Origin of the sequence: Actinomyces sp. ZJ308 (assembly GCF_011752065.1) — a bacterium.
GTDB lineage: Bacteria > Actinomycetota > Actinomycetes > Actinomycetales > Actinomycetaceae > Actinomyces.
Map to the genome: position 1 here is coordinate 23,372 of NZ_JAAIJY010000029.1, position 21,568 is coordinate 44,939.

13 protein-coding genes are annotated in these 21,568 nt (G+C 71.4%); 3 read left to right on the plus strand and 10 right to left on the minus strand.

The window, feature by feature from the left end; all coding sequences use genetic code 11:
* Window positions 1-158: 158 nt before the first annotated feature.
* The 6 genes from HCR68_RS11510 to gdhA form a co-directional block, all read right to left on the minus strand.
* Complete coding sequence (locus HCR68_RS11510) at window positions 159-1,169, minus strand: 1-phosphofructokinase family hexose kinase (protein ID WP_167149602.1); 1,011 nt, start codon at window positions 1,167-1,169, stop codon at window positions 159-161.
* Complete coding sequence (locus tag HCR68_RS11515; protein ID WP_167149604.1) at window positions 1,166-1,930, minus strand: DeoR/GlpR family DNA-binding transcription regulator; 765 nt, start codon at window positions 1,928-1,930, stop codon at window positions 1,166-1,168. Before HCR68_RS11515 ends, HCR68_RS11510 begins: the two co-directional genes overlap by 4 nt.
* Window positions 1,931-2,284: 354 nt before the next feature.
* A complete protein-coding gene (locus tag HCR68_RS11520; RefSeq protein ID WP_167149606.1) occupies window positions 2,285-4,690 on the minus strand; it encodes a bifunctional UDP-sugar hydrolase/5'-nucleotidase in 2,406 nt (801 codons plus the stop codon).
* Between the two features lie 220 nt (window positions 4,691-4,910).
* Window positions 4,911-7,493: a bifunctional metallophosphatase/5'-nucleotidase gene (locus tag HCR68_RS11525; protein WP_167149608.1), complete on the minus strand. Its 2,583-nt coding sequence runs from the start codon at window positions 7,491-7,493 to the stop codon at window positions 4,911-4,913.
* An 82-nt stretch (window positions 7,494-7,575) separates the two neighbouring features.
* Window positions 7,576-10,089: a 5'-nucleotidase C-terminal domain-containing protein gene (locus tag HCR68_RS11530; protein WP_347878331.1), complete on the minus strand. Its 2,514-nt coding sequence runs from the start codon at window positions 10,087-10,089 to the stop codon at window positions 7,576-7,578.
* A gap of 427 nt (window positions 10,090-10,516) precedes the next feature.
* Window positions 10,517-11,854, minus strand: coding sequence for an NADP-specific glutamate dehydrogenase (gene gdhA, locus HCR68_RS11535; protein WP_167149612.1), 1,338 nt, complete (start codon window positions 11,852-11,854; stop codon window positions 10,517-10,519).
* 186 nt (window positions 11,855-12,040) lie between these two features.
* Between gdhA and HCR68_RS11540 the strand changes: the two genes are divergently transcribed.
* Window positions 12,041-12,958, plus strand: a complete 918-nt coding sequence (locus tag HCR68_RS11540; RefSeq protein ID WP_167149614.1) for a class I SAM-dependent methyltransferase — start codon at window positions 12,041-12,043, stop codon at window positions 12,956-12,958.
* Window positions 12,959-13,086: 128 nt separating this feature from the next.
* Complete coding sequence (locus HCR68_RS11545; RefSeq protein ID WP_167149616.1) at window positions 13,087-14,088, plus strand: hypothetical protein; 1,002 nt, start codon at window positions 13,087-13,089, stop codon at window positions 14,086-14,088.
* A gap of 97 nt (window positions 14,089-14,185) precedes the next feature.
* On the opposite strand, the gene HCR68_RS11550 is transcribed toward HCR68_RS11545, so the two are convergent.
* From HCR68_RS11550 to HCR68_RS11560, 3 genes are all read right to left on the minus strand, one after another.
* A complete protein-coding gene (locus HCR68_RS11550; RefSeq protein ID WP_167149619.1) occupies window positions 14,186-14,935 on the minus strand; it encodes a CDP-alcohol phosphatidyltransferase family protein in 750 nt (249 codons plus the stop codon).
* Window positions 14,936-15,164: 229 nt separating this feature from the next.
* Window positions 15,165-19,133, minus strand: a complete 3,969-nt coding sequence (locus tag HCR68_RS11555) for a WD40 repeat domain-containing protein (protein ID WP_167149621.1) — start codon at window positions 19,131-19,133, stop codon at window positions 15,165-15,167.
* Window positions 19,134-19,372: 239 nt separating this feature from the next.
* Window positions 19,373-19,825: a cupin domain-containing protein gene (locus HCR68_RS11560; protein WP_167149623.1), complete on the minus strand. Its 453-nt coding sequence runs from the start codon at window positions 19,823-19,825 to the stop codon at window positions 19,373-19,375.
* Between the two features lie 771 nt (window positions 19,826-20,596).
* Between HCR68_RS11560 and HCR68_RS11565 the strand changes: the two genes are divergently transcribed.
* Window positions 20,597-20,794 (plus strand): hypothetical protein, encoded by a 198-nt coding sequence (locus tag HCR68_RS11565; protein ID WP_167149625.1) that lies wholly within the window; start codon window positions 20,597-20,599, stop codon window positions 20,792-20,794.
* Window positions 20,795-21,039: 245 nt separating this feature from the next.
* Here HCR68_RS11565 and HCR68_RS11570 read toward each other — a convergent pair whose 3' ends face one another.
* Window positions 21,040-21,432, minus strand: a complete 393-nt coding sequence (locus HCR68_RS11570; protein WP_167149627.1) for a VOC family protein — start codon at window positions 21,430-21,432, stop codon at window positions 21,040-21,042.
* Window positions 21,433-21,568 lie beyond the last annotated feature (136 nt).

Genomic DNA, 21,568 nt, shown 5'->3' on the forward strand with positions numbered 1-21,568 from the left:
GTGGTCGAGGCGGGCAGGGGTGGTTGGTGGTCGGTTGGCGAACAGTTGGCGGTCAGAGGCGGACGGTGTTGCGGGTGGTCGGGTCGGTGGTCCCGGCGGCCGACGGCGATCAGCGGCGGCGCCGGACTCCGGAAGGTCCGGGCGCCGCCGCCACCGGATCAGTCGAGGCGGGTGACGACGGCCTGCTGCTCGGGCAGGGTGGCGGGCGTGGGCAGGGTGGTTCCGGGCAGGGAGGCGGCGGCCGAGCCGTAGGCCATGGCGGTGCTCAGGCGCTCGGCCTCGCCTCCTCCGTTGACGTCGGCCAGGATGTACCCGGCCACGGAGGAGTCCCCGGCGCCGACGGTGGAGACCACCGGGACCTCGGGGGCGGTGGCGTGCCAGGCGCCGTCGGCGGTCACCAGGACGGCGCCGGCGGGCCCGAGCGTCACCATGACGGCGCCGATGCCCAGCCCCACCAGGAGACGGGCGGCGTCGACGACGGGGCCGTAGCTCCCCTCCAGCGCGCCCTCCTCGAGGGCCATGGCGCGCTCGGCGGGCAGCCCGGCGAGCTGGCCGAGCTCCTCGCCGTTGGGTTTGATGAGGTCGGGGGCCGAGTCGGGCAGCTCGGCGGCCAGGGCGGCCAGGGGCTCGTCGGAGGTGTCGACGGCGATGCGCAGCCCCGGGGCGGCCTCGCGCAGGAGCCGGACCAGGCGGGCGTACCAGTTGGCCGGCACGCCCGGTGGCAGGGAGCCGGACAGGACCGCCCAGTGGTGGGGGTCGGTTCCGGCCGGCGGCGGCGTGGTCGCCAGGGTCTCCAGGAGGGCGTGCTCAACGGCGTCGATCTCCTCCTCGCTCAGGCCGGCCCCCTGCTCGTTGAGCTTGGTGGTGGTGCCGTCGGGCTCGGTGACCGCGGTGTTGATGCGGGCGGCGCCGGCCACGGGCACCGGGTGGACGGTGAGCCCGGGCAGCTCGAGGGCACCCAGGGCGGTGAGGATGGGGTCGTGCTCGGCGGCGGGCAGGACGGTGGTGGCGGCGCGCCCGGAGTTGGACAGGACGCGGGCGACGTTGACGCCCTTGCCGCCGGGCTCCATGACGACGCCGGTCAGGCGCTGGACGGCGCCGCGCTGGAGGGGGCCGGGAAGGGAGACGGTGCGGTCGAGGGACGGGTTGGGTGTGAGGGTCAGGATCATGCGACGAGGACCTCGGTTTCGGTGGTGGCGAGCTGTTCGGTCAGGGCGGGCGGGAGCTCGACGTCGGTGACCAGGAGGTCGACGTCGGTCAGGGAGGCGAAGGAGACCAGGTGTTCCTGGCCGATCTTGGTGGAGTCGACCAGGGCCACCACCTGGCGGGCGCTGCGCACCATGGCGCGTTTGACGGTGGCCTCGTCGGGGTCGGGCGTGGACAGCCCGTGGGCGGCGCTGACGCCGTTGGCGCCCAGGAGGGCGACGTCGACGCGCAGGGTGGACAGGGTCTCGACGGCCTCGGGGCCGACGGCGGCCTGCGTGAGTCCGCGCAGCTGGCCGCCCAGGATCCGCACCCGGGTGTGTCCGGCGGCGGCCAGGGAGGCGGCGGTCAGGACGGAGTCGGTGATGATGGTCAGCTCCCACTCGGCGGGCAGGAGGCGGGCCGCGGCCCCGGCGGTGGTGCCGGCGTCGACCAGGAGGGTGGTGCCGGGTTTCAGATCCAGCCGTTCCAGGGCGGCGCGGGCGATGGCCTGCTTGGCCGAGGTGTTGACCTGCTCGCGCTGGGTCACGCCGGTCTCGGGCGGGGCGGGGGCGGGGATGGCGCCGCCGTGGACCTTGCGCAGGGCGCCGTCGCGGTCCAGGGCGGTCAGGTCGCGGCGGATCGTCTCAGGGGTGACGTCGAAGTGCTCGGCGAGCTCGGCGACCAGGACGCGCCCGGCGCCGCGCACCTGCTCCACGATCTGGCGGTGCCTGTCCTCGATGCGCATGCTCACCCCTGACGTCGGTGTCGTCGGCAGGAAACGCCCGTTCGGGCGCGAATCCGATCAAGAATGTCTGAACGGACACGAGTGTATGTCCGTTCAGACAGTCGCGTCTACCCCTGAGTGACTCACAATACATTTGATTGGTTGTCCTGAAAACGGTTTGCCGCCCGACCACGCACGGTGGTCGGGCGGCAGGGTCTTGTCCGGAACGGGCCGCCTTCGAGCCGTGACGGCCGGTCGCACCGACACGCAGCGCTCTGACCGGCACGGACACGACGGCCACGTCACAGCGGCCCCGTCACAGCGATGCGCTCTGGAGGCTCTCGCACCGAGGAGGCCGTCCCGCGGCGAGCGCCATCAGGCCCGACGCCGGCACAGGCTCAGGTAGGCGCCCGCAGCGAGCAGGGCGAGAGCGAGCGCGCCCGCACCCAGCGAGGCACCGGTGCGGGCCAGGGGGCCGTCGCTGTCCGGCCCGGCTGCCCGAACGGGTTCCTGCGTCGCACGCGCCCCCTCCGCGCCGGGTGCGCCGACCGGAGCAGTGGTAGCGGGAGCTGCCGCCACGCCCACTCCTGTGGACTGCTCCGTACCGCCGCCGGCCTGCGGGCCGGACGTGTCGGCGCCCGAGCCCCCGGTGTCACCGGACTCATCCGCGGCACCACCCGAGTCCCCCGCAGCACTGTCGGAGCCGTCTCCGACGCCACTCGCACCCCGGGCCTCGACCTCGACCGAGTAGCTGTTGAGCACCGTGCCCTCGGAGTCGAGCGTCTCGACGGCGACCCAGCGGCAGGTGTCGGCCTGCACGGTGCGGCAGGCGCGGGTGGGGGCGTCATCGGGGACCGTGAGGTCGAACCCCACCTTCCCGGTGGTCGGACCGGTGGGGTCGACGGTGAGGTCGAGGTCCTGGCTGAGAATCTCCGTGCCCCCGGAGCTCCCGCGTACGCGCCGGGCGCCGGCGGCCTGCTCGGAGGCGTTGGTGTAGGCGAGGGAGTCCATGGTCACCGAGACCCGATCGGGAGCGGTCCTGCCTCCCGAGCCGACGTACACGGGCTCCACCGTCATTCCGACCTGCCGCTTGGAGTAGCCGGCCTTGACGGGCTGGTCGCCGAAGGAGGCCAGGTAGGCGGAGGTGACGTCGCGGTCGAGGACGCCGGTGTTGGTCGCCGGCCTGTCCTTGAGGACCGTGTACCCGTCGCCGCCCGCCAGGAGGAAGGAGTTCGAGGCAACGACGACCGTCTCATCGTCGGCCAGGGGCGCACCATCGACGAGGATCTCGCGGATCGCGGGGGCGGCTCCGTCCCCGCCGCTGACCTCGGTGAGGACATCGACGTTGCTGGACAGCCCCAGGGTGAGGACGGGCCGGCTGGAGCCGGGCTGCCACTGCTGGGACAGGAGGGTCCTCAGCTCCGCACCGGTCAGGGTGGTGTAGGCCATCTCGTTGCCGAAGGGCTGGACGGTGTAGGCCTCCCCGGAGGTCAGGACGCCGTCGCCCTCGGTGCCGGATGCGGCGTGGAGGAGGTCGGCGCGCACACCGCCGGCGTTCATGATGCCGATGTACCGGGTGGAGCCGGCGGGCTGGATGTCGGTGGCGAGCCAGCTGCGGAAGGACTCGGCGATGAGGTCGGAGGCGGTGGACTCGGTGCCGCGATGGGAGCCGGGGCCGGTACCGTCCGATCCGCGCAGGAAGTCCGATCCGATCCGGGCCAGCGGCTTGCCGCCCTCGGTGGCGGAGTCCTTCTCCGCCTGGGAAACGATCCCGGCGACGCCGTAGGCGTCGGCGGTGCAGCTGGAGGTGCGCAGGTCCTGGTTGTCGGCGCTGACCACGGCGGTCTTGCCGGTGGCGGGGTCGTGGCTCAGTCGGATGCGTCCGAGCGCCCAGCCGTAGTGGTCGGCCTGGACGACGGCGATCCGGTTGCCCTCGGCCCCGGTGACGGTCTGGGCGAAGGGCACGTGGGTGTGCCCGGAGAAGACGGCGTCGACGCTCCCGCCGAAGCTCGTGGCGGTGGCGGCGGCATCCTCGTGACTGAGCACGACGACGACGTCGGCCTCGCCGTTGGCGGGGTCCCCGTCCTTGAGCTCGGCCGCCCGGGCGTTGGCTGCGGCGACGGCGGGGCTCAGGGTGAGGGTGGACAGGGCCGAGGGCGACACGAGGGTGGGCAGCTCGTCGGTGACGGCGCCGACGAAGCCGACGCGCACGCCGCCCACCTCCTTGATGTAGGCGCCCCGCCCACCACCCTCGGCGGTCAGGGGCGCCGAGCCGGAGACGTTGGTGGCCAGGATCGGGAAGTCGGAGGCGGGCAGGATGCGGTCCTCGAGGTCGCTCAGGCCCTGGTCGAGCTCGTGGTTGCCCAGGGCGGAGACGTCCAGATCCATGGCGTTGAGCGCATCGATGGTGGGGCGGTCCTGGAGGATGGAGGAGACGTAGGCCGAGCCGCCCACGGAGTCACCGGCGGAGACGAACAGGGTGTTGGGGTTGGCGGCGCGGGCGGCGGAGACCTCGCAGGCCAGGGTGACGGCGCCGGGGTCCTCGACGGATGTCTGGCCGGTGTCGCGGTCGGTCCGGGTGGTGCGGGAGATGTGGCCGTGCAGGTCGGTGATCCCCAGCAGGTCGATGGTGGTGGTGCCGGCGGCCGGAGCCGCGGGGGCCGCAGCCGGCGGGGCCGGTTCCTCGGCGCCGGCGGGCGGGGCGAGGGGGCCGAGGGCGGCCAGGGCGAGCGCCACCAGGGCGGAGCCTGCCCGGGCGGCGCGCGTGGGGAGCAGTCGCATGTCGTTCCTTCGTGGTTCTCTGTCAGGCGCGGGGACGGGGATCGGGGCGGTCATGCCGGGTCTGCTGCGGGGAGGGAACGCGCGCAGCCGGATGGGCCCACCCATTTATATCTTCTTTTTCACGGGGTCGGTTGATTCCCTGGATGATGACGGCGCCCGCCACCCCGAGCGGGGGCGGCGGGCGCGGTCATGGGCTTCTCCGGCCTCTCTCATTGCGGAGTCAGTCGGCCTGCCGTCTGCGTCGCAGGATGAGGTAGCCGCCGACGACGAGGGTCAGGGCGATGACGCCGGCGCTCAGTGACACCCCGGTGCTGGCCAGGGGCCAGCCTCCCGAGCCGCCGGCCGGCTTGCCGTCGGCCCCGCCGCGGGCGTCGGGTGCGCCGGCGCCTCCCCCACGTGTGGTGGGAGGCAGGCCGCCGACGCCGACGGGCGCCGTGGGACTGGCAGCAGACCCGCCTGCGGGCCCGGTCGCCCGATCCCCACTCGGGGCCGCGGTGGAGCCGTCGCCGGGCGTCGGCGTCGGGGAGGCGGCCGCCTGGCCGTCCCCGGGGGCCTCACCCTCCGGCTGCCGGGAGGCGGTCCCGTCGGACGGGGTGGCGCTCGCCCCCGGTTCCGGAGCCGGGGTCGCGGACGGATCCGGCTGCGTGCCGGGTGTGGCCGACGCCGTCGCCTCGGGCTGCGCGGTGGGCTGCTCGGTGGCCGGCACCTCGACGTAGAAGCTGTTGAGGACCGTGCCGACGCCGTCGACGGACTCCACGGTGACCGAGCGACAGCTCGGCGCCTCCACGCTGCGGCAGGCTCCGGTGGGTGCGTCCGCGGGAATGGTGAGGTCGAAGTCGGCCTTGCCCGTGGTGGGACCGGAGGAGTCCACGGTCAGGTCGATGCTCTGGCTGAAGACCTCCTTGTCCCCGGACACGGCGCGCACACGGCGGGCCCCCAGGGCCTGCTCGGTGGGGTGGGTGTAGGCCAGGGAGTCCATGCTCACCGAGACCGTGTCCGTGCTTCCCACCTTGGGTGTCACGCTCATGCCCACCTGCCGCTTGACGTAGCTCGGTCTGAGCAGCTGGTGGTTGAAGGAGGCCAGGTAGCGGGTGGTGGCGTCGCGTCCGAGCGAGCCGACGTTCACGGTCCGGCTCTCGCTGGGAAGGGTGAAGCCGGCCCCACCGGTGAGCAGCTCGGTGGTGGAGGCCACCACGACCGTATCCGTGTCGGCGAGCACCTGATCGTCGACCCGAACCTCGCGGACCGAGGGGGCGGCACCGTCCTCGGTCCGGGAGACGGGATTCATGATGACGTCGACGTTGGCGGACAGTCCCAGCTGGAGAGCCGGCGGTTCGGCGCCGGGGCGCCACTGCTGGGCGATGAGGGCCTTGAGCTCGGCGCCGCTCATGGGGACGTAGCCCATTTCCTTGTCGTCGGGGGACACATTGCGGATCTCGTCGACCGTGAAGACGCCATCGACCTCATCGGCAGGCACCTCTCCGTGATAGTTCCCGGTGCTCCTGTACCGGAAATCGGCTTTGAGGTCGTCGGCCCGAACGACCCCCACGTAGTGAGCGGAGGACGCCGGCTCACCGGCGGGATCGATATCCGCGACCCAGTACCGGTAGGACTCCGCCACCAGATCGGCGGCCGTGGACTCGGTGCCCGAATGAGCCCCCGGGGTCACGCCGTCCGAGCCGCGCAGGTAGTCGGCCCCGATCCACGCGACCTGCCGTGCGGCCCCCAGATCCATCATCTTGTTGTAGAGCTTGCCGGAGAAGATATCGACGGACTCAAAAGGGCTTTCATAGCAGTAGTTCTCCCGTAGGTCCCGGTTCTCCATACTGACGATGGAGACCTGTTTGGCATCCCGGTCGTAGTTGAGGCGAACCATGCCGAGCATCAGACCGTAGTGGTCGGGCTGGATGACGGCGATCCGGTTGCCGTCGACTCCCGTCACGGTCTGTGCGTAGGGGACGTGGCTGCGCCCGGCGAAGACGGCGTCGACGTTCCTGGAGAAGCGTGTCGCGGTGGAGGCCGCGTCCTCGTGGCTGAGCACGACGACGACGTCGGCCTCACCATTGGCCGGATCCCCGTCCTTGAGCTCGGCCGCCCGGGCGTTGGCCGTGGCCACGGCCGGAGCGACAGTGAGCTGCTCCCGCGTGGAGGAGGAGACCAGACCCGGCAGGTCATCGGTCACCACACCGATGAAGCCCACACGAACCCCATCAACCTCCTTGATAGAGACCCCGCGCCCGTTCCCCTCGGCGTCCAGGGCATCCGAGCCCGAGACGTTCGCCGCCAGAACGGGGAAGTTCGCATACGGAAGGACACGTCCCTCCAGGTCACCGAGGCCATGATCGAGCTCATGGACGCCCATCGCCGAAGCGGTCAGAAGAGTCCTGTTGAGGACAGTCAGTGTCCCCTCATCGTCGGTGACCGAGGAGCCGTAGTAGGACGCGCCGATATTGTCCCCCGCGGAGACGAACAGGGTGTTGGGATTGGCGGTGTGCACCTTGCCGACATTGCATGCCAGGGTCACCGCGCCGGGCAGGTCGAGATGAGGGTAATTCGACTCTCCGGTCTCCGGGTCCTTCTGAAAAACCGTCTCGATATATCCGTGCAGGTCGGAGATGCCGACGAGGTCGATGTCGACGCCTCCGTCCGGGGACTGTGCGGGAAGAGCGGCCGTGGAAAGTCCGGCACCCGGGGCGCGCACCATGCCGGCGGGGGCGGCGACGGATAGAGGGCTGAGCGCGGCGAGGGCCAGGGCACCGAATGCGGCGCAGACTCGTCCGCGCCGTCGCGATATGAGTCTCATGATGTTCCTTAAGTCAGTGCGAAAAGCGTGTGGGGATGACGTGGAGGCAGTGGAGGCGATGGCAGCGGGTCATCGGAGCCCTTCACCCTTCCCGCCGTCTGCGGCGCAGGATGAGGTAGCCGCCGGTGGTCAGAGCCAGGGCGATGATGCCGGCGCTCAGCGAGGCACCGGTGCGGGCCAGGGGCCAGCCGCCCGAGCCGCCGACCGGCTTGCCATCGGCCCCGCCGCGGGCGTCGGGGGCGCCGGCGCCTCTCCCGCTTGCCGTCGGGGGCAGTCCGCCGACGCCGACGGAGCCCTCGGGATGTGCAGGAACACCGCCTGCGGGTATTGCGGATGGAGACTCACCCGCGTGCCCGTCTCCGGCGCCGTCACCCGCCGGCTGCCGGGAGTCCTCTCCCCCGGGCGCCGGCGCGCTCGGAGCCGTGGACGGCCCCGCCGACGCGGTGGCGCCCGTCGCGGAGGGGGCCGACTGCGGGCCGCGCGTGGCCGACGGCGTCGCGGTGGGCTGCTCGGTGGACTGCTCAGTGGGCTGCTCAGTGGCCGGCACCTCGACGTAGAAGCTGTTGAGGACCGTGCCGGAGGCGTCCACCGACTCCAGCGCCACCCAGCGGCAGTTCTCCGCGGTGACGGCCCGGCAAGTCGTCGTCGGGGCGTCGGTGGGGATGGTGAGGTCGAAGCTCGCCTTCCCCGTGGTGGGGCCGGTGCGGTCCACGGTCAGGTCGATGCTCTGGCTGAAGAACTCCTTGCCCCCGGACAGGGCGCGGACCCGCTGCGCACCGAGGCCCCGTTCGGAGGCGTTGGTGTAGGCCAGGGAGTCCATCGTGACCGTCACCGTGCCGGCCTGGTCCGGCTTCGGCGTCGCACTCATGCCCACCTGGCGCTTGGAGTATGCGGGCATCACCGGCTCATCCCCGAGGGAGCGCAGGTAGGAGATGAAGACGTGGTGCTGGAGCGAGCCGACGTCGACGATGACCTTCTCGTCGGGGACGGTGAAGTCGACGCCGTCGTAGAGCAGCTCGCGGGTCGAGGCCACCACCACCGTGTCCGAGTCGGCCAGGACCCGGCCGTCGACCCGGAGCTCACGGATCGCGGGAACGGTCCCGCGCTCGGCCGTCGCCCCGGGGTCCACGATGACGTCCACGTTGGAGGACAGTCCCAGGTTGAGGACGGACGGGCCCGCCTGGGGCCGCCACTGCTGGGCCACCAGTGCCTTGAGCTCGGCGCCGGTCAGGGTGGTGTAGGCCAGCTCCTTGTTGTCGGGCTGGACGGCTAGCGCCTCACCGTAGGAGACGAGGCCGTCCTGATCCGGCCGTTTGAGGTCCTCGTAGCTGCCGGACTCGAGGTAGGTGAGGTCGTCCTTGATGTCATTGGCCTTGACCAGGCCGACGTAGTGGTCGGCACCAGGAGGTTTGATGTCGGCCACCCAGCTGCGGTAGGACTCGGCGACCAGGTCGGCGGCTGTGGACTCCGCGCCCGTATTCGTGTCCAGGACGCTTCCGTCCGAGCCCCGCAGGAAGTCGGCCCCGATATGCGCCAGCGGCTGCTTCGCGACGGCGTCGATAGTGCCCCAGTTCCCCCGGGTGATGTCCTCCAGCCCCGGAGTTCCTTGGAAGCAGTCATAGCTTTCGACCGGTGTGGTACTCGCGTAGTAGGCCGACGTCTCCCCGGTCGTTCGATTGAACTCGAGAAGCATGTCGCCGAAGCTCCGACCGTAGCGGCCGGGCTGGACGACGGGAATGATGTTTCCCTCGACCCCGGTGACGGGCTGCCCGTACTCCCGTCCGCTGCGGCCACCGACGACGGCGTCGACGTTCCTGGAGAAGCGTGTCGCGGTGGAGGCCGCGTCCTCGTGGCTGAGCACGACGACGACGTCGGCCTCACCATTGGCCGGATCACCGTCCTTGAGCTCGGCAGCCCGGGCGTTGGCCGTGGCCACGGCCGGAGCGACGGTCAGCTGCTCCCGCGTCGAGGAGGAGACCAGCCCCGGCAGGTCATCGGTCACCACACCGATGAAGCCCACCCGAACCCCGTCAACCTCCTTGATATAGACCCCGTTCCCGTTTCCCTCGGCACTGAGGGAGGCGGAGCCGGATACATTCGCCGCCAGAACGGGGAAGTCGACGGTGGGAAGGACTCGTTCCTCGAGGTCCTTCAGCCCGCCTTCGAGATCATGGACCCCCAGGGCGGAGACATCCAGCCCCATGACGGTGAGCCCACGCATGACGGGAAGGTCCTGCACGAAGGAGGACGTATAGGGCGAGGCCCCGATATTGCCCCCGGTGGAGACGAACAGCGTGTTGGGGAAGTCCTCGCGAATCCCGCTGACGGCGCAGTCGATTCGGTCCAGTCCGGGATCCTTGGGGCCGTCGTAGTCATCGGTGTCAGGGTTGTACCCGGTAGTCGCATAGTAGTGGCCGTGGAGGTCGGCGATACTCACCAGCTTGATACGCACCGTATCGCCGGGCCCCTCAGACTCCTCAGGCTCCTCCGCCTCCTCGGGGTTATCGGGAGGCTTCTCGACGGCGGCGGCCGGTGCCGTCAGGGACGCCGCCGGAACGGCAACCACAGAACCGCCCACGGGAGTCAGTGCTGCCACGAGCAGGGCGCTCAACGCAGCGCAGACTCGTGCTCCCCGAGCTGGAAATATTCTCATGTCAATCCTCATGGGACGTAGGGATGGAGATCGGGATTACGTGAGGAAGGGAACATCTCCACGATACGCCCCTCCCAGAGATTTTGCAGTATTTTTTACGATCTCATCCAGTCGGTAGATTGCTTGGCCGTTACCGACGCACTGCGGGTCACGAGGAGCGGCACCCGAGGCGGGCGGGATCGGCGCTCGTAGGCGTGGACGGGCCTGGCGGGAGCGCGGTGAGGAACGAGCCGCGCGGATGGTTGCCAAGAGCGTCGATCCCGCCCGCCACCCCGTCACGCAACGACGACGGCGTCCGCCACCTCCATGGGGAGGAGACGGACGCCGCCGCTGCGGGCGCAGGCCCGGATCAGCCGGTGTCAGCCGAGCATCAGACGATGCCGTGGGCGATCATGACGTCGGCGACGCGGGTGAAACCGGCCGCGTTGGCGCCGAGCACGTAGTCGCCGGGACGGCCGTACTCCTCGGCCGCTGCGACGCAGGAGTCGTGGATGTCGGCCATGATGCCGGTCAGCTTGGCCTCGGCGGTGGCGAAGTCCCAGCGGGTGCGGCCGGCGTTCTGCTCCATCTCGAGTGCGGAGGTGGCCACGCCACCGGCGTTGGCAGCCTTACCGGGGCCGAACAGGATGCCGGCCTTCTGGAAGGCCTCGACGGCCTCGGGGGTGGAGGGCATGTTGGCGCCCTCGGAGACCACGCCGCAGCCGCCACGCAGCAGGGTGGCCGCGGCGTCGCCGTCGAGCTCGTTCTGGGTGGCGCAGGGCAGGGCGACGTCGCCGGGGACGTCCCACACGGAGCCGCCGGTCACGAGGCGGGCACCGGGGCGGCGCTCGACGTAGTCGGCCACGCGGCCGCGCTCAACCTCCTTGACCTGCTTGAGCAGCTCGAGGTCCACACCGGCCTCGTCGACGACGTAGCCGGAGGAGTCGGAGAAGGTGATGGGGGTGGCGCCGAGCTGCTGGGCCTTCTCGATGGCGTAGATCGCCACGTTGCCGGCACCGGAGACGATGACCTTCTTGCCCTCCAGGGAGTCGCCCTTGGTGGCGAGCATGGACTGGGCGAAGAGCACGGCGCCGTAGCCGGTGGCCTCGGTGCGCACGAGGGAGCCACCCCAGGCCAGGCCCTTGCCGGTGAGGACACCGGCGTCGTAGGAGTTACGGATGCGCTTGTACTGGCCGAACATGTAGCCGATCTCGCGGCCGCCCACGCCGATGTCGCCGGCGGGGACGTCGGTGGACGGGCCGATGTGGCGCTGGAGCTCGGTCATGAAGGACTGGCAGAAGCGCATGACCTCGGCGTCGGAGCGGCCGTGCGGGTCGAAGTCGGAGCCGCCCTTGCCGCCGCCGATGCCCTGGGCGGTCAGGGCGTTCTTGAAGATCTGCTCAAAACCGAGGAACTTGATGATGCCGGCGTTGACCGAGGGGTGGAAGCGCAGGCCGCCCTTGTAGGGGCCCAGCGCGGAGTTGAACTCGATGCGGAAGCCGCGGTTGACGTGGACCTGGCCGGCGTCGTCGACCCACGGGACCCGGAACATGATCTGGCGCTCGGGCTCGACGATGCGCTCCAGGAGGGCGCCCTCGGCGTAGTGGGGGTGCTTGGCGATGACGGGATCGAGGGACTCCAGCACCTCGTGGACGGCCTGGTGGAACTCGACCTCTCCACGGTTGCGAGCCACAACCTGCTCGTAGACCTTCTCAACAACGTCCTGCATGGGGGACTCCTTCGCCTAGCGGAATAAGCTCAGCACCTGGCTGGTCGCCGCGGCGCCGCGAAAAGACTTCCACCGAGACGTTCACTGAGACGAAACATCTCGCGATCCGGAGGAAACATGGCCGTCGCAAAGGCCGCATATCGGACGATCAAGCAGCCGAGGTCACATGTCTCGGATGATCGAGGCATGAGCAGTGAACAGTATCCGGACAACTCAGACAGCTCAGGCGGCTCAGGTCATTCAGTCGACTCGGCCGGTTCGGACGGGCCGACGGCGCCAGGCGCTTCCGGCGGGGACGCCCACGGCACGGTCCGCTACACCCACGGCCACGGCGCGGCGGTCCTGAGTGCGCACTCGCGTCGTCGAGCCGAGGACTCGGCCGCCTACCTGCTCCCCCACCTGCACGCCGGCATGGATCTGCTCGACGTCGGCTGCGGGCCGGCGACCATCACCGCGGACCTGGCCGAGCGCGTCGCCCCCGGGCGGGTCGTCGGCCTGGACGCCGCCGCGGGCGCGCTGGAGGCCGCCCGGGCGACGCTGGGCGAGCGGGGCCTGGCCGGGCGGGTGGAGCTGACCGACGGAGACGTCATGGCCCTGCCCTTCGACGACGACGCCTTCGACGTCGTCCACGCCCACCAGGTCCTCCAGCACCTCGGTGACCCGGTGGGGGCCCTGGCCGAGATGCGGCGGGTGACCCGCCCCGGCGGGATCGTGGCCGTGCGTGACGCCGTCTACTCCGCCAAGGCCTGGTTCCCGCAGCCCCGGGGCATGGAGCTGTGGCGCTCGGTGTACATGGCCACGGCCCGGGCGAACGGGGGCGAGCCCGACGCCGGGAGCCGGCTGCTCACCTGGGCCCGCCAGGCGGGCTTCACGGAGGTGACGGCCTCGGCCTCCACCTGGTGCTACGCCACGCCGGCCGACCGCGCCTGGCAGTCGGAGACCTGGGCGCAGCGGAGCCTGACCTCCTTCGGGCCGCGCGCCGTCGAGCTGGGCCTGGCGAGCAGCGCCGACCTGGCGACGATGGCCGAGGCCTGGCGGCAGTGGGGTGCCAGCGAGGACGCCTGGTTCGCCGTCGTGCACGGCGAGGTCATCGCCCGGGCCTGAGCCCGGAGACGAGGATCGGGCTGCGGCCCCGGCCGGCTGCGCGCCTGCCCGCGACCACCGGTGAGGAGTGAGCCGCATCGGTCCACAGGATGCACACAACTCGGGCCCACTCCTCTAGGCTCGCCTCAATGTCCGAACACGCCCCCGCCTTCCACTCCTCCATGATGGACCTCATGGCCCTGCGCTCCGTCACCGAGCTGCCCGTCGCCCGGCGCCATGTCCTGGACCCCGAGGTCCTGCGAGCGGTGGCGGTCGTCGACCGGGTCGGCGACCTGACGCGCTTCAACGTCGCCGAGGTGCCCGAGCTCGCCCACGTCACCGGCCCCGAGGAGCTCCTGACGCCCGACGAGCACGGCTGGGCGCTGGGGCACGCGCTGTCGCTGGCCGTCGAGCACGGGCAGCGCCTGTGGCTGAGCGAGGTGAGCCCGGCGCAGCTGGACCGGCTGCGGGCGCTCCTGGGCGACCACCTCGTCCACATCGCCTCCCTGGACGAGTCCGACGGCAGCGGGGAGGCTCCCGCCGATGGCACCGACGAGGAGGGCGGGTCGGTCGTCGTCGCCGTGAGCCCGCGCCGGCTGCTGGACGAGTGGGGCACCGGGACACCAGCGCAGATCGGCTACCTGCGCACCGTCCTGGAGGGCACGGACCCGCTGCGGGTCTCGCGGCACACCCTGGCCGCCCTGCGCGAGGCGGAGGTGGACCTGGTGCCCCGCGCTGGCATCGTCCGACTCCTGCACAACCCCCGGTTCCTGGCCTACGCAACGGTGTTCATCTACTCCTCGCTGCGGGCGCTGCCGGCCGTCTACGCCCCCGGCTTCCGCGGCAACCCCTGGGTGCTGTGGACCATCGACATCGTCACCGCGGTGCCCTACACGTGGGGCATCATCGCGATGGTCGCGGGACGACGCCGCCGCATCCGCTTCGCCGGGTTCCTCGTCACCCTCATCACCTTCGTGGCGCCCTACGTGTACTTCTTCCTGGCCGGCGACCGCGGTCGCGGCCACGGCTACCCCGGTTGGGTCATCATGGTGGTCATCGGCCTGGTGCTGGCCACCTTCCTGCTCGAGGGCGGGCGCTGGCTGCGGGACGTGGCCGTCGCCCGGGGCCTGCGCGCCCCGCGCGCCGGCTGAATGCCTTCTGCGTCACAGGATGAGACGGCCACCCGCGTCAGGAGCGGGTGGCCGTTGCGCGTCAGCGGGCCGCCTGATCGCGCGCCCGCAAGGCCCGTCAGGAAGCGGATCCGGCGGGCGCCGTGTCCTGCTCGGCGCCGCGGATCGAGCGCAGGACCCCGGCGAGCAGGAACCAGCCGCCGGACACGACGATGACGGCGACCAGGCCGAGGGGCCGGTGGGGGTGGATCGCCACCAACCAGCAGGTGGCCAGGAACCACACGGCCACCGCGGCGATGTTGAGGGTGCGGAAGCGCTTGACCCGCGCCGGGTGCGCGTAGTGGGTGGGAACGAGGGTGAGCACCACGAAGACGAGGGTGACGATGATGTTGACGGCGGCCGGGGTCTGGAGCACGTAGAACATGAGGGCCACGATGTTCCAGGCGGCCGGGAAGCCCACGAAGTAGTAGTCGGTGGACTTCCACTGCTTGTTGGCGTAGCAGAACATCGACGAGCTCAGGATGAGGGCCATGAGCAGGCCGGCCACCGGCCTGGGCCCCATCGGCAGCGCCACGTACATGAAGACCGCCGGGATGAAGGTCCAGGTGAGGTAGTCGACGACGATGTCCACGATGCCGCCGTCGAACCAGGGGATGATCTCGGAGACCTTGGCACGCCGGGCCAGGGTGCCGTCGACGCCGTCGACGACGAGGGCGACGAGGAGCCAGAACCACATCCAGGCGAACTCCCGGCGGGGGTGAATGGTGGCGAGCATGGCCAGGCTGGCCCACACCAGTCCGGACATGGTCAAGATGTGCACTGCCCAGGCGGCGACACGGGCCCGTGCCGGGTACTGCACCGTCGACACAAACATCCCCTCTCGGTGGGTGACACTGATGGTGGGAAGTCTATGCGGTTCACAGCCCCGGCACATATCCCCTGGCCACAACGCACTCCGCCGCACTCGACACCCCTTCAACCATCCCTTCTCCGGCCGACCCGCCGGCCCTGGCCCAGAACCGAGTGCGTCCCCGCACCAGCAGGTACGGGGACGCACTCTCGCCGCGATGCGCGGGAGGGCGCTCACAGGAGATGACTCACACGCTCACCTCGCGGAAGTCGAAGGGGTAGATCCCCATGGGGTTCCAGTGGGCGATGAGGCGCGCGCCGGTGGCCGCGTCGTGGGCCCACAGCTCGCTGGTGATGACGACGCCGCCGCCCTCCAGCTCGCTCAGGCTCAGCCGGTGGCGGCCGTCGACGTAGTCGTCGGCCTGCTCCACCGGGTAGAGCGCCAGGTCCGAGGCGGAGGCGGACAGGCCGGCCAGCTGCTCGTCGAGGCCGGCCAGGTCATTGCCGGCGATCCCGTAGCGGCTCGCCAGCTCGTTGACGTCGCGGCGCGCGATGGCGGCGACGAACTCCTGGACCTCGGTGTAGATCCGACGGCGCAGCTCCTCGTCCCCCCAGGGGGCCGGGGCGGGCTCGGCGGGCTCCTCGGAGGCCGCCTCGGTCACCTCCGCAACCTCTGCGACCTCTGTGGCCTCTACGGCCTCCGTGGCCTCTACGGTCTCCGTGGCCTCGACAGGCACCTCAGGAGTCTCAACGTTCTCCGGGTTCTCCGGGTTCACCGGGTTCTCTGCGCTCCCCGTGCTGGTCCGCCCGGCCGAAGTCTCGTTCACCACACGGGCCTCGACGTCATCCTCGGGCGTCGAGACGGTCGGCACGGAGACGGGCCCGGATCCGGAGGCCGCCTGGGACTCGGGCGCCTTCCCGTCGGCAGCACCGTCTCCATCCGCGGCGGGTGGCACGGCTCCCTCGACGGAGGCCGCGTACCAGGGGACCTCCGTCTGCACGGGCTCACCGGGCTGATCGGAGAGGTCCGAAGCGGTCTGCTCGCCCTCGTGGCCGATGGCGTCGGCCGGGGTGCGACCGGAGGCCGCCACGTGCTCCCAGGCCTCACCGGAGGCGGCCGTCGGCTGCTCGGGATCCTCCGCCCGGACGGGCTCGGACTGGTCGGCGTGGGCGACGGTCTCACCGGTGGGCGCGGCCACCGGCTCACCACCGACGTGCTCGACGTCGGGGACCGCCACCGGCTCGTAGGCCGACTCGGCCGTCCCGGAGGACTGCGCCACCTGGGTCGGTGCGGCCGGGTCCGAGGCCTCTTCGGCGACTACGTCGGCGGCCGGCTCCGCGACCCCCTCCGTGACCGTTTCGGTGACCGTCTCGTCCGGGGTCTGGGCGGTGGCGGCCGCGTGCCGGGCCCGGCGCGCACCGGCCGAGCTCGTCTGAGGTGCCGGGGCGGCCGGTGTCTCGATGACGGCCTCAGTCAGGCTCTGCCCCTCGGCGGGAGCGACGGGCGCCTCATCCATCGACGGCGTCGTCACGGCCGGCGCGGTCACCTCGCCGTCCACGAGTCCCTGGTCGACGGGGAAGGGCTGGACGAGGAGGGTCTCGCCCGTGGGCGCGGCCACCGGCTCGGTCTCGGCCGGCGCAGCCGGCTGCTCCGAGGTCGCAGGAGCTGCGGCGACCTCGGCGGGCGTGTGGGCGGTCTCGGCCGCGTGGCGGGCCAGGCGGGCGGCATCCGAGTCCTCCGGCTCAGAGGCGGAGACCGGGGTGGTGATCTCGGCCTCGGCGGCGGGCTCCTCCGTCCCCGTCCGCTCCTGCACGGGCTCCGAGATCGCCTCGGAGACGGACTCGGGAGCCGCCTCGATGTTCTCGGAGACGGCGGCCGCCGCCTCAGTCTCCACCGTCACGCCTTCGTCGGCCACGACAGCGGCCGCGGCGGCACCGGTGTCAGCCGGCGCGGGCTCGAGGGCGGAGTCCGCCGATGCCGCGCCGCTCCGCTCCTCCGACTGCTCCGTGACCTGCGCAGACTCGGCGAGCTCAGTGGGCTCGGTGGGCTCAGTGGGCTCAACGGCCTGCGCGGCCTCGACGGATTCGGCGGTCGCGGCGGGCTCCTCCGCCGCCGGGGTCTCATCGACCTGGGCGCCCGGAGCGGGCTGCGCGACGGCCTCGGGCAGCGGCTCGGGGTTGATGTACTGGCGCCGCTCCACCCCCACGCGGGTGAGCTGGCCGGCGAGGATCTCGGGGCGGCCGAGGTAGTCCCAGACCTCACCGGGGCCCGAGCGCAGGCTCAGGGAGGGGGCGTCGAGGATGGCGACCCCGCCGTCGGGCAGGAAGCACAGGAACAGGCCGGTCATCTCGCCGGTGGTGGCGTCCCACAAGCGCACCGTGCCGTCCTCGGAGCCGGTGAGGATCCGGGTGCCGTCGGGGCTCCACTGGGCGTCGGTGACGCCGAAGCGGTGGCCGGCCAGGGACAGGACGATCTTGCCGGAGACCTCGTCCCAGACGCGTACGACGCCGTCGTCGAAACCGGCCAGGACCCGGGCGCCGTCGGGGCTCCACGCGTAGGAGCGGACCATGGCCCCCTCATCGCGCAGCGTCACGAGCTCGCCGGAGGTGATGACGTCCCAGACGTGGGCGGCGCCGTCGGCGCTGCCGGTGACGACGCGGGGGCCGCCCTGGGTCCACACGACGTCGCGCACCCAGTTGCCGGTGTAGGTGTGGATGACCTCCCCGGTGGTGGCGTCCCAGATGCGGGCGGTTCCGTCCTGGGAGCCGGTCAGGACGCGCTGGCCGTTGGGGCTCCAGGCGACCGAGGTGATCATGTCGCCGTGGCCCTCGAGGGTGAGGACGCGCTCGCCGCGGGCGGCGTCCCAGATCGCGGCGCGGTCGTCACCCAGTCCGGTGAGGATGCGCTCGCTGTCCGGGCTCCAGGCGACGTCGTTGACGTCGTCCTCCCCGGCGGTCAGGGCCTGGACGACGTCACCGGTGGCGGCGTCGAGGATGAGGACGCGTGGGGAGAGGTAGGAGGAGGTGGCCAGGCGGGTGCCGTCCGGGCTCCAGGCGACCTCACTCAGCTCGCGGGCGCCGCTGTCCACCGTCAGCCGCGGCTCGCCGGTGGTGGCGTCCCAGACGCGGTTGCCGCCGATCTTGGCACCGATGGTGAGCTTGGAGCCGTCAGGGCTCCAGGAGACGGTCTCGACGGAGTTGCCGGCCCCAAGGACGAGCTGGGTCTGGCCGGTGGCGGCGTCCCAGACGCGCACGGTGTCGTCGTGCGAGCCGGTGGCCACGCGGCGCGAGTCCGGACTCCACGCCAGGGCGCAGGCCCACTGGGTGTGGCCGCGCAGGCTGAGCAGCTCCTCGCCGGTGGCGGCGTCCCAGACGTGGGCGGTGGTGCCGGAGATGTCGTCGGTGACGATGCGGCTGCCGTCGGGGCTCCAGGAGACCACGCTCACCCAGCGACGGTCGCGGCCGTGCAGGCTCAGGACCTCCTCGCCGGTGGCGGCGTCCCAGACCCGGGGCTCGGCAGAGTCGAAGGCGGTGATGATGCGACGCGAGTCCGGGCTCCACGACAGCCCGGTCATCGGCTCGATCGGGCCGACGTGGGCGGGCCTGCCGTCGGGGCCCACCGTGCCGCCGCGCCCCACGAAGGCCATGGGGCCCACGCGCAGCAGCTCGGTGCCGGTGGTGACGTCCCAGACCCGGGCGGTGCCGTCGTCGGAGGCCGTGGCCACACGGGTCCCGTCGGGGCTCCAGGACACGGCGGTGAGGTGGTCCGTGTGGCCGGACAGGGTGCGCACCACCTGACCGCTGGAGGCGTCCCAGATGCGGGCCGAGGCGTCGTCGAAGCTGGTGAGGATGCGGGTGGAGTCGGGGCTCCAGGCCACCGCCCCGCCGACGCCGGAGCCACCGACCCCCAGGGTCAGCAGGTCGGCGCCGGTGGTCGCGTCCCAGACGCGCACGCTGTGGTCCTCCGCCGCGGTGAGGAGGCGCGTGCCGTCGGGGCTCCAGGCCACCGCGCTGATGGACAGACTAGGGCCGGCCAGCGCGAACAGCTCGGTGCCGCGATCCGCGTCCCAGACGCGGGCGGTGCCGTCGTGCGATCCGGACAGGAGCCGCGTGCCGTCCGGGCTCCAGGCCACTCCCCACAGAGCGTCGAAGTGGCCGGCATACAGTGACACCTCGCGAGGGTCGATCGTCCCCGAGGTCTCTGAAGGCACAGTCATGGTTGAAGTCTAGAGATCTCTGCGAGGTATCTGCGGCATCTTGAGCCGATTGCGAGCAGTTACCTGAGTGATATCTGGCAAATCCGGGGCTGAGAGGGCGCCACGCCGGGCGCGCGACACGCGGTGGCAACGCCTTCCGCGCCACCGCGCACCGTTTGGGAGGGCGCTAAGAGGGTCCGGGCAGCCGTCGGCGAACGACTCGCCGAGCGTTTCGATATCTTCCTGAGACACCCGGACATTTATCGGCGGGCGCCGCCGAGGGCGTCGTAGTGGGCGTCGTCGACGGGCTCGAGCCACTCGTTGGAGGGGCTGTCCCCGGGCACGCCCAGGGCGATGTGGGAGAACCAGGAGTCCGCCTTGGCACCGTGCCAGTGCTTGACGCCGGCGCGGGCGAAGACGACGTCGCCCGGCTCGAGGCTGACGGCGTCGCGGCCCTCCTCCTGGTACCAGCCCGAGCCGGCCGTGCAGATGAGGACCTGGCCGCCGCCGGAGGCGGCGTGGTGGATGTGCCAGTTGTTGCGGCAGCCGGGCTCGAAGGTGACGTTGTGGACGCTCACCGCGCACTCGGGATCGGTGACCAGCGGCTTGAGGAAGCTCTCGCCGGTGAAGTACTGGGCGAAGGCGGTGTTCGCCTCGCCTTTGCCGAAGACGTTCTCGGCGGCGAAGACGGTCTCGTCGGTGGTGGCGGTCATGACGGGTCCTTCCTGGAATCGGACTGATAGAGGGTCGGTGCGGGGCCGGCGCGGATCCGGCACCGAGCGGCTGGGCCGGCGGACATGCTGGCAGACATGCGGCGAACATACGGCTGACATACGGCTGACATGGAGGTCGGCGTCGCCCGGCGGCGTCGACGTCTCAACGGGTGGATCGATGGGCGGAGGCCGTGATACCGGGCGGTCTCCGTTGCCGGTCGCCGGCCGACGCCAGTCGACAGCACCAGTCGATCTCGACGGTAGTGCGGCGAGCCCGGAACATCCAGGCCCGGACGGGACTCCCCCGGCGCCCTATCACGCACCCCCGTTCCTCTTCCTCACGTACCCCTCACGTGTTCCGCGCGTACTCCTCACGTGCGGGGACATCTCACGCCAACGGGGACCTTTCCTCACACGCGGGGACATCTCACGCCAACGGGTGCAGGATTTCTGTCCCCGTACGCGCAGAAGGTCCCCGTCCATGGCCGCGCAGGGTGGAAGCGCCTGCAGGGCCTCTACGACGAGGCGCGAACCCCCGTCCACGGCCGCGCAGGACGGAAGGGGCCGGCCGACACCGCCGACAACCGGAAACGCCCCAACCTGGAGCACCCCAGCCGGGACCGCCTCCCGCCGACCGCCTCCAGCCGCCTCTCGTCTCCAACCTGAGTAGGAAGCTCGCCGGCACTCACCCTCCTTCGGATGGATATGGACCGGCGGGGGATCACCCACCAGCCCGATGTGCCGCGGGCCACGATCACGCAGTCTGGAGTCATGACTGCGATGACAACCTCCCGCCCCACGAGCCAGGGCCTTACCCGCGCCGGCGAGCACTCCGGGCGCCGCTGGCTCAAGACCGTTCTGACCGCGCTCCTGACCGGGGCCCTCTGCCTGTGCCTGGTGCTCATCGGCGTCACGCGCGCCGCGTCCGCACTCATCACCGGCGGAAGCACCGACGTCGGAAGTAGATGACCTCTAAGCGCACCGCCTCCCCCTGCCCCGGTCCCGCCTTGGGACCGGCCGGGGACATGCCGCGTCAACGGGGACCTTTCCTCATGTGCGGGGACGTCTTACGCCTACGGGTGCAGGATTCCTGTCCCCGTACGCGTGGAATGCCCCCACCAGGAAACCATCCGTCCCCGGAGGCGTGAGGTGTCCCCGTCGACGACGGCCGTGACAAAGGCGGTAGCGGCGGGGTTAAGCCGCGTGAGCCGGCCTCAGTCGCCGGTGCCGTGGAAGACGGCCTCGAGGTTGTTGCCGTCCGGATCGAGGACGAAGGCGCCGTAGTAACCGGGGTGGTAGTGCGGGCGCTCGCCGGGCCCGCCGTTGTCGGTGCCGCCCGCCGCCAGAGCCGCCTCGTGGAAGGCGTCCACCTGCGCCGTCGACGACGCCGTCACGGCAATGTGGCAGGGCGTCGGCTCCTCAGTCGGGGTCAGCCACAGGTCCGCGCGCACCGAACCATCCTCGGACGCGCCGGGCGCCGGGGCTCCCAGGCCGATGAACGGACCGAACTCCATGGCGACGCGGTAGCCCAACGGCGCGAGCGCCGCCGTATAGAAGGCCTTCGAGGCCACCGGATCACTGACATTCACCGAGATGTGATCAATCATGCCTCCAGGCTAGATGAGTAAGTCCAAGGGGTGGGTTAGTGGTCGTAGGGGGTCAGGGAGCGTAGGACAGGCGCGCTGGTGAGGCTGTTGTGCCAGATGGCGGCTGTCAGGGCCAGGATTCGTTGGGTGATGCGTG

Bases quoted from the DNA above. Each gene is read 5' to 3' on its own strand.
- HCR68_RS11510 (WP_167149602.1), bottom strand. From the start codon at position 1,169: ATGATCCTGACCCTCACACCCAACCCGTCCCTCGACCGCACCGTCTCC.
- HCR68_RS11515 (WP_167149604.1), bottom strand. From the start codon at position 1,930: ATGCGCATCGAGGACAGGCACCGCCAGATCGTGGAGCAGGTGCGCGGC.
- HCR68_RS11520 (WP_167149606.1), bottom strand. From the start codon at position 4,690: ATGCGACTGCTCCCCACGCGCGCCGCCCGGGCAGGCTCCGCCCTGGTG.
- HCR68_RS11525 (WP_167149608.1), bottom strand. From the start codon at position 7,493: ATGAGACTCATATCGCGACGGCGCGGACGAGTCTGCGCCGCATTCGGT.
- gdhA (WP_167149612.1), bottom strand. From the start codon at position 11,854: ATGCAGGACGTTGTTGAGAAGGTCTACGAGCAGGTTGTGGCTCGCAAC.
- HCR68_RS11540 (WP_167149614.1), top strand. From the start codon at position 12,041: ATGAGCAGTGAACAGTATCCGGACAACTCAGACAGCTCAGGCGGCTCA.
- HCR68_RS11545 (WP_167149616.1), top strand. From the start codon at position 13,087: ATGTCCGAACACGCCCCCGCCTTCCACTCCTCCATGATGGACCTCATG.
- HCR68_RS11555 (WP_167149621.1), bottom strand. From the start codon at position 19,133: ATGACTGTGCCTTCAGAGACCTCGGGGACGATCGACCCTCGCGAGGTG.
- HCR68_RS11560 (WP_167149623.1), bottom strand. From the start codon at position 19,825: ATGACCGCCACCACCGACGAGACCGTCTTCGCCGCCGAGAACGTCTTC.
- HCR68_RS11565 (WP_167149625.1), top strand. From the start codon at position 20,597: ATGACTGCGATGACAACCTCCCGCCCCACGAGCCAGGGCCTTACCCGC.
- HCR68_RS11570 (WP_167149627.1), bottom strand. From the start codon at position 21,432: ATGATTGATCACATCTCGGTGAATGTCAGTGATCCGGTGGCCTCGAAG.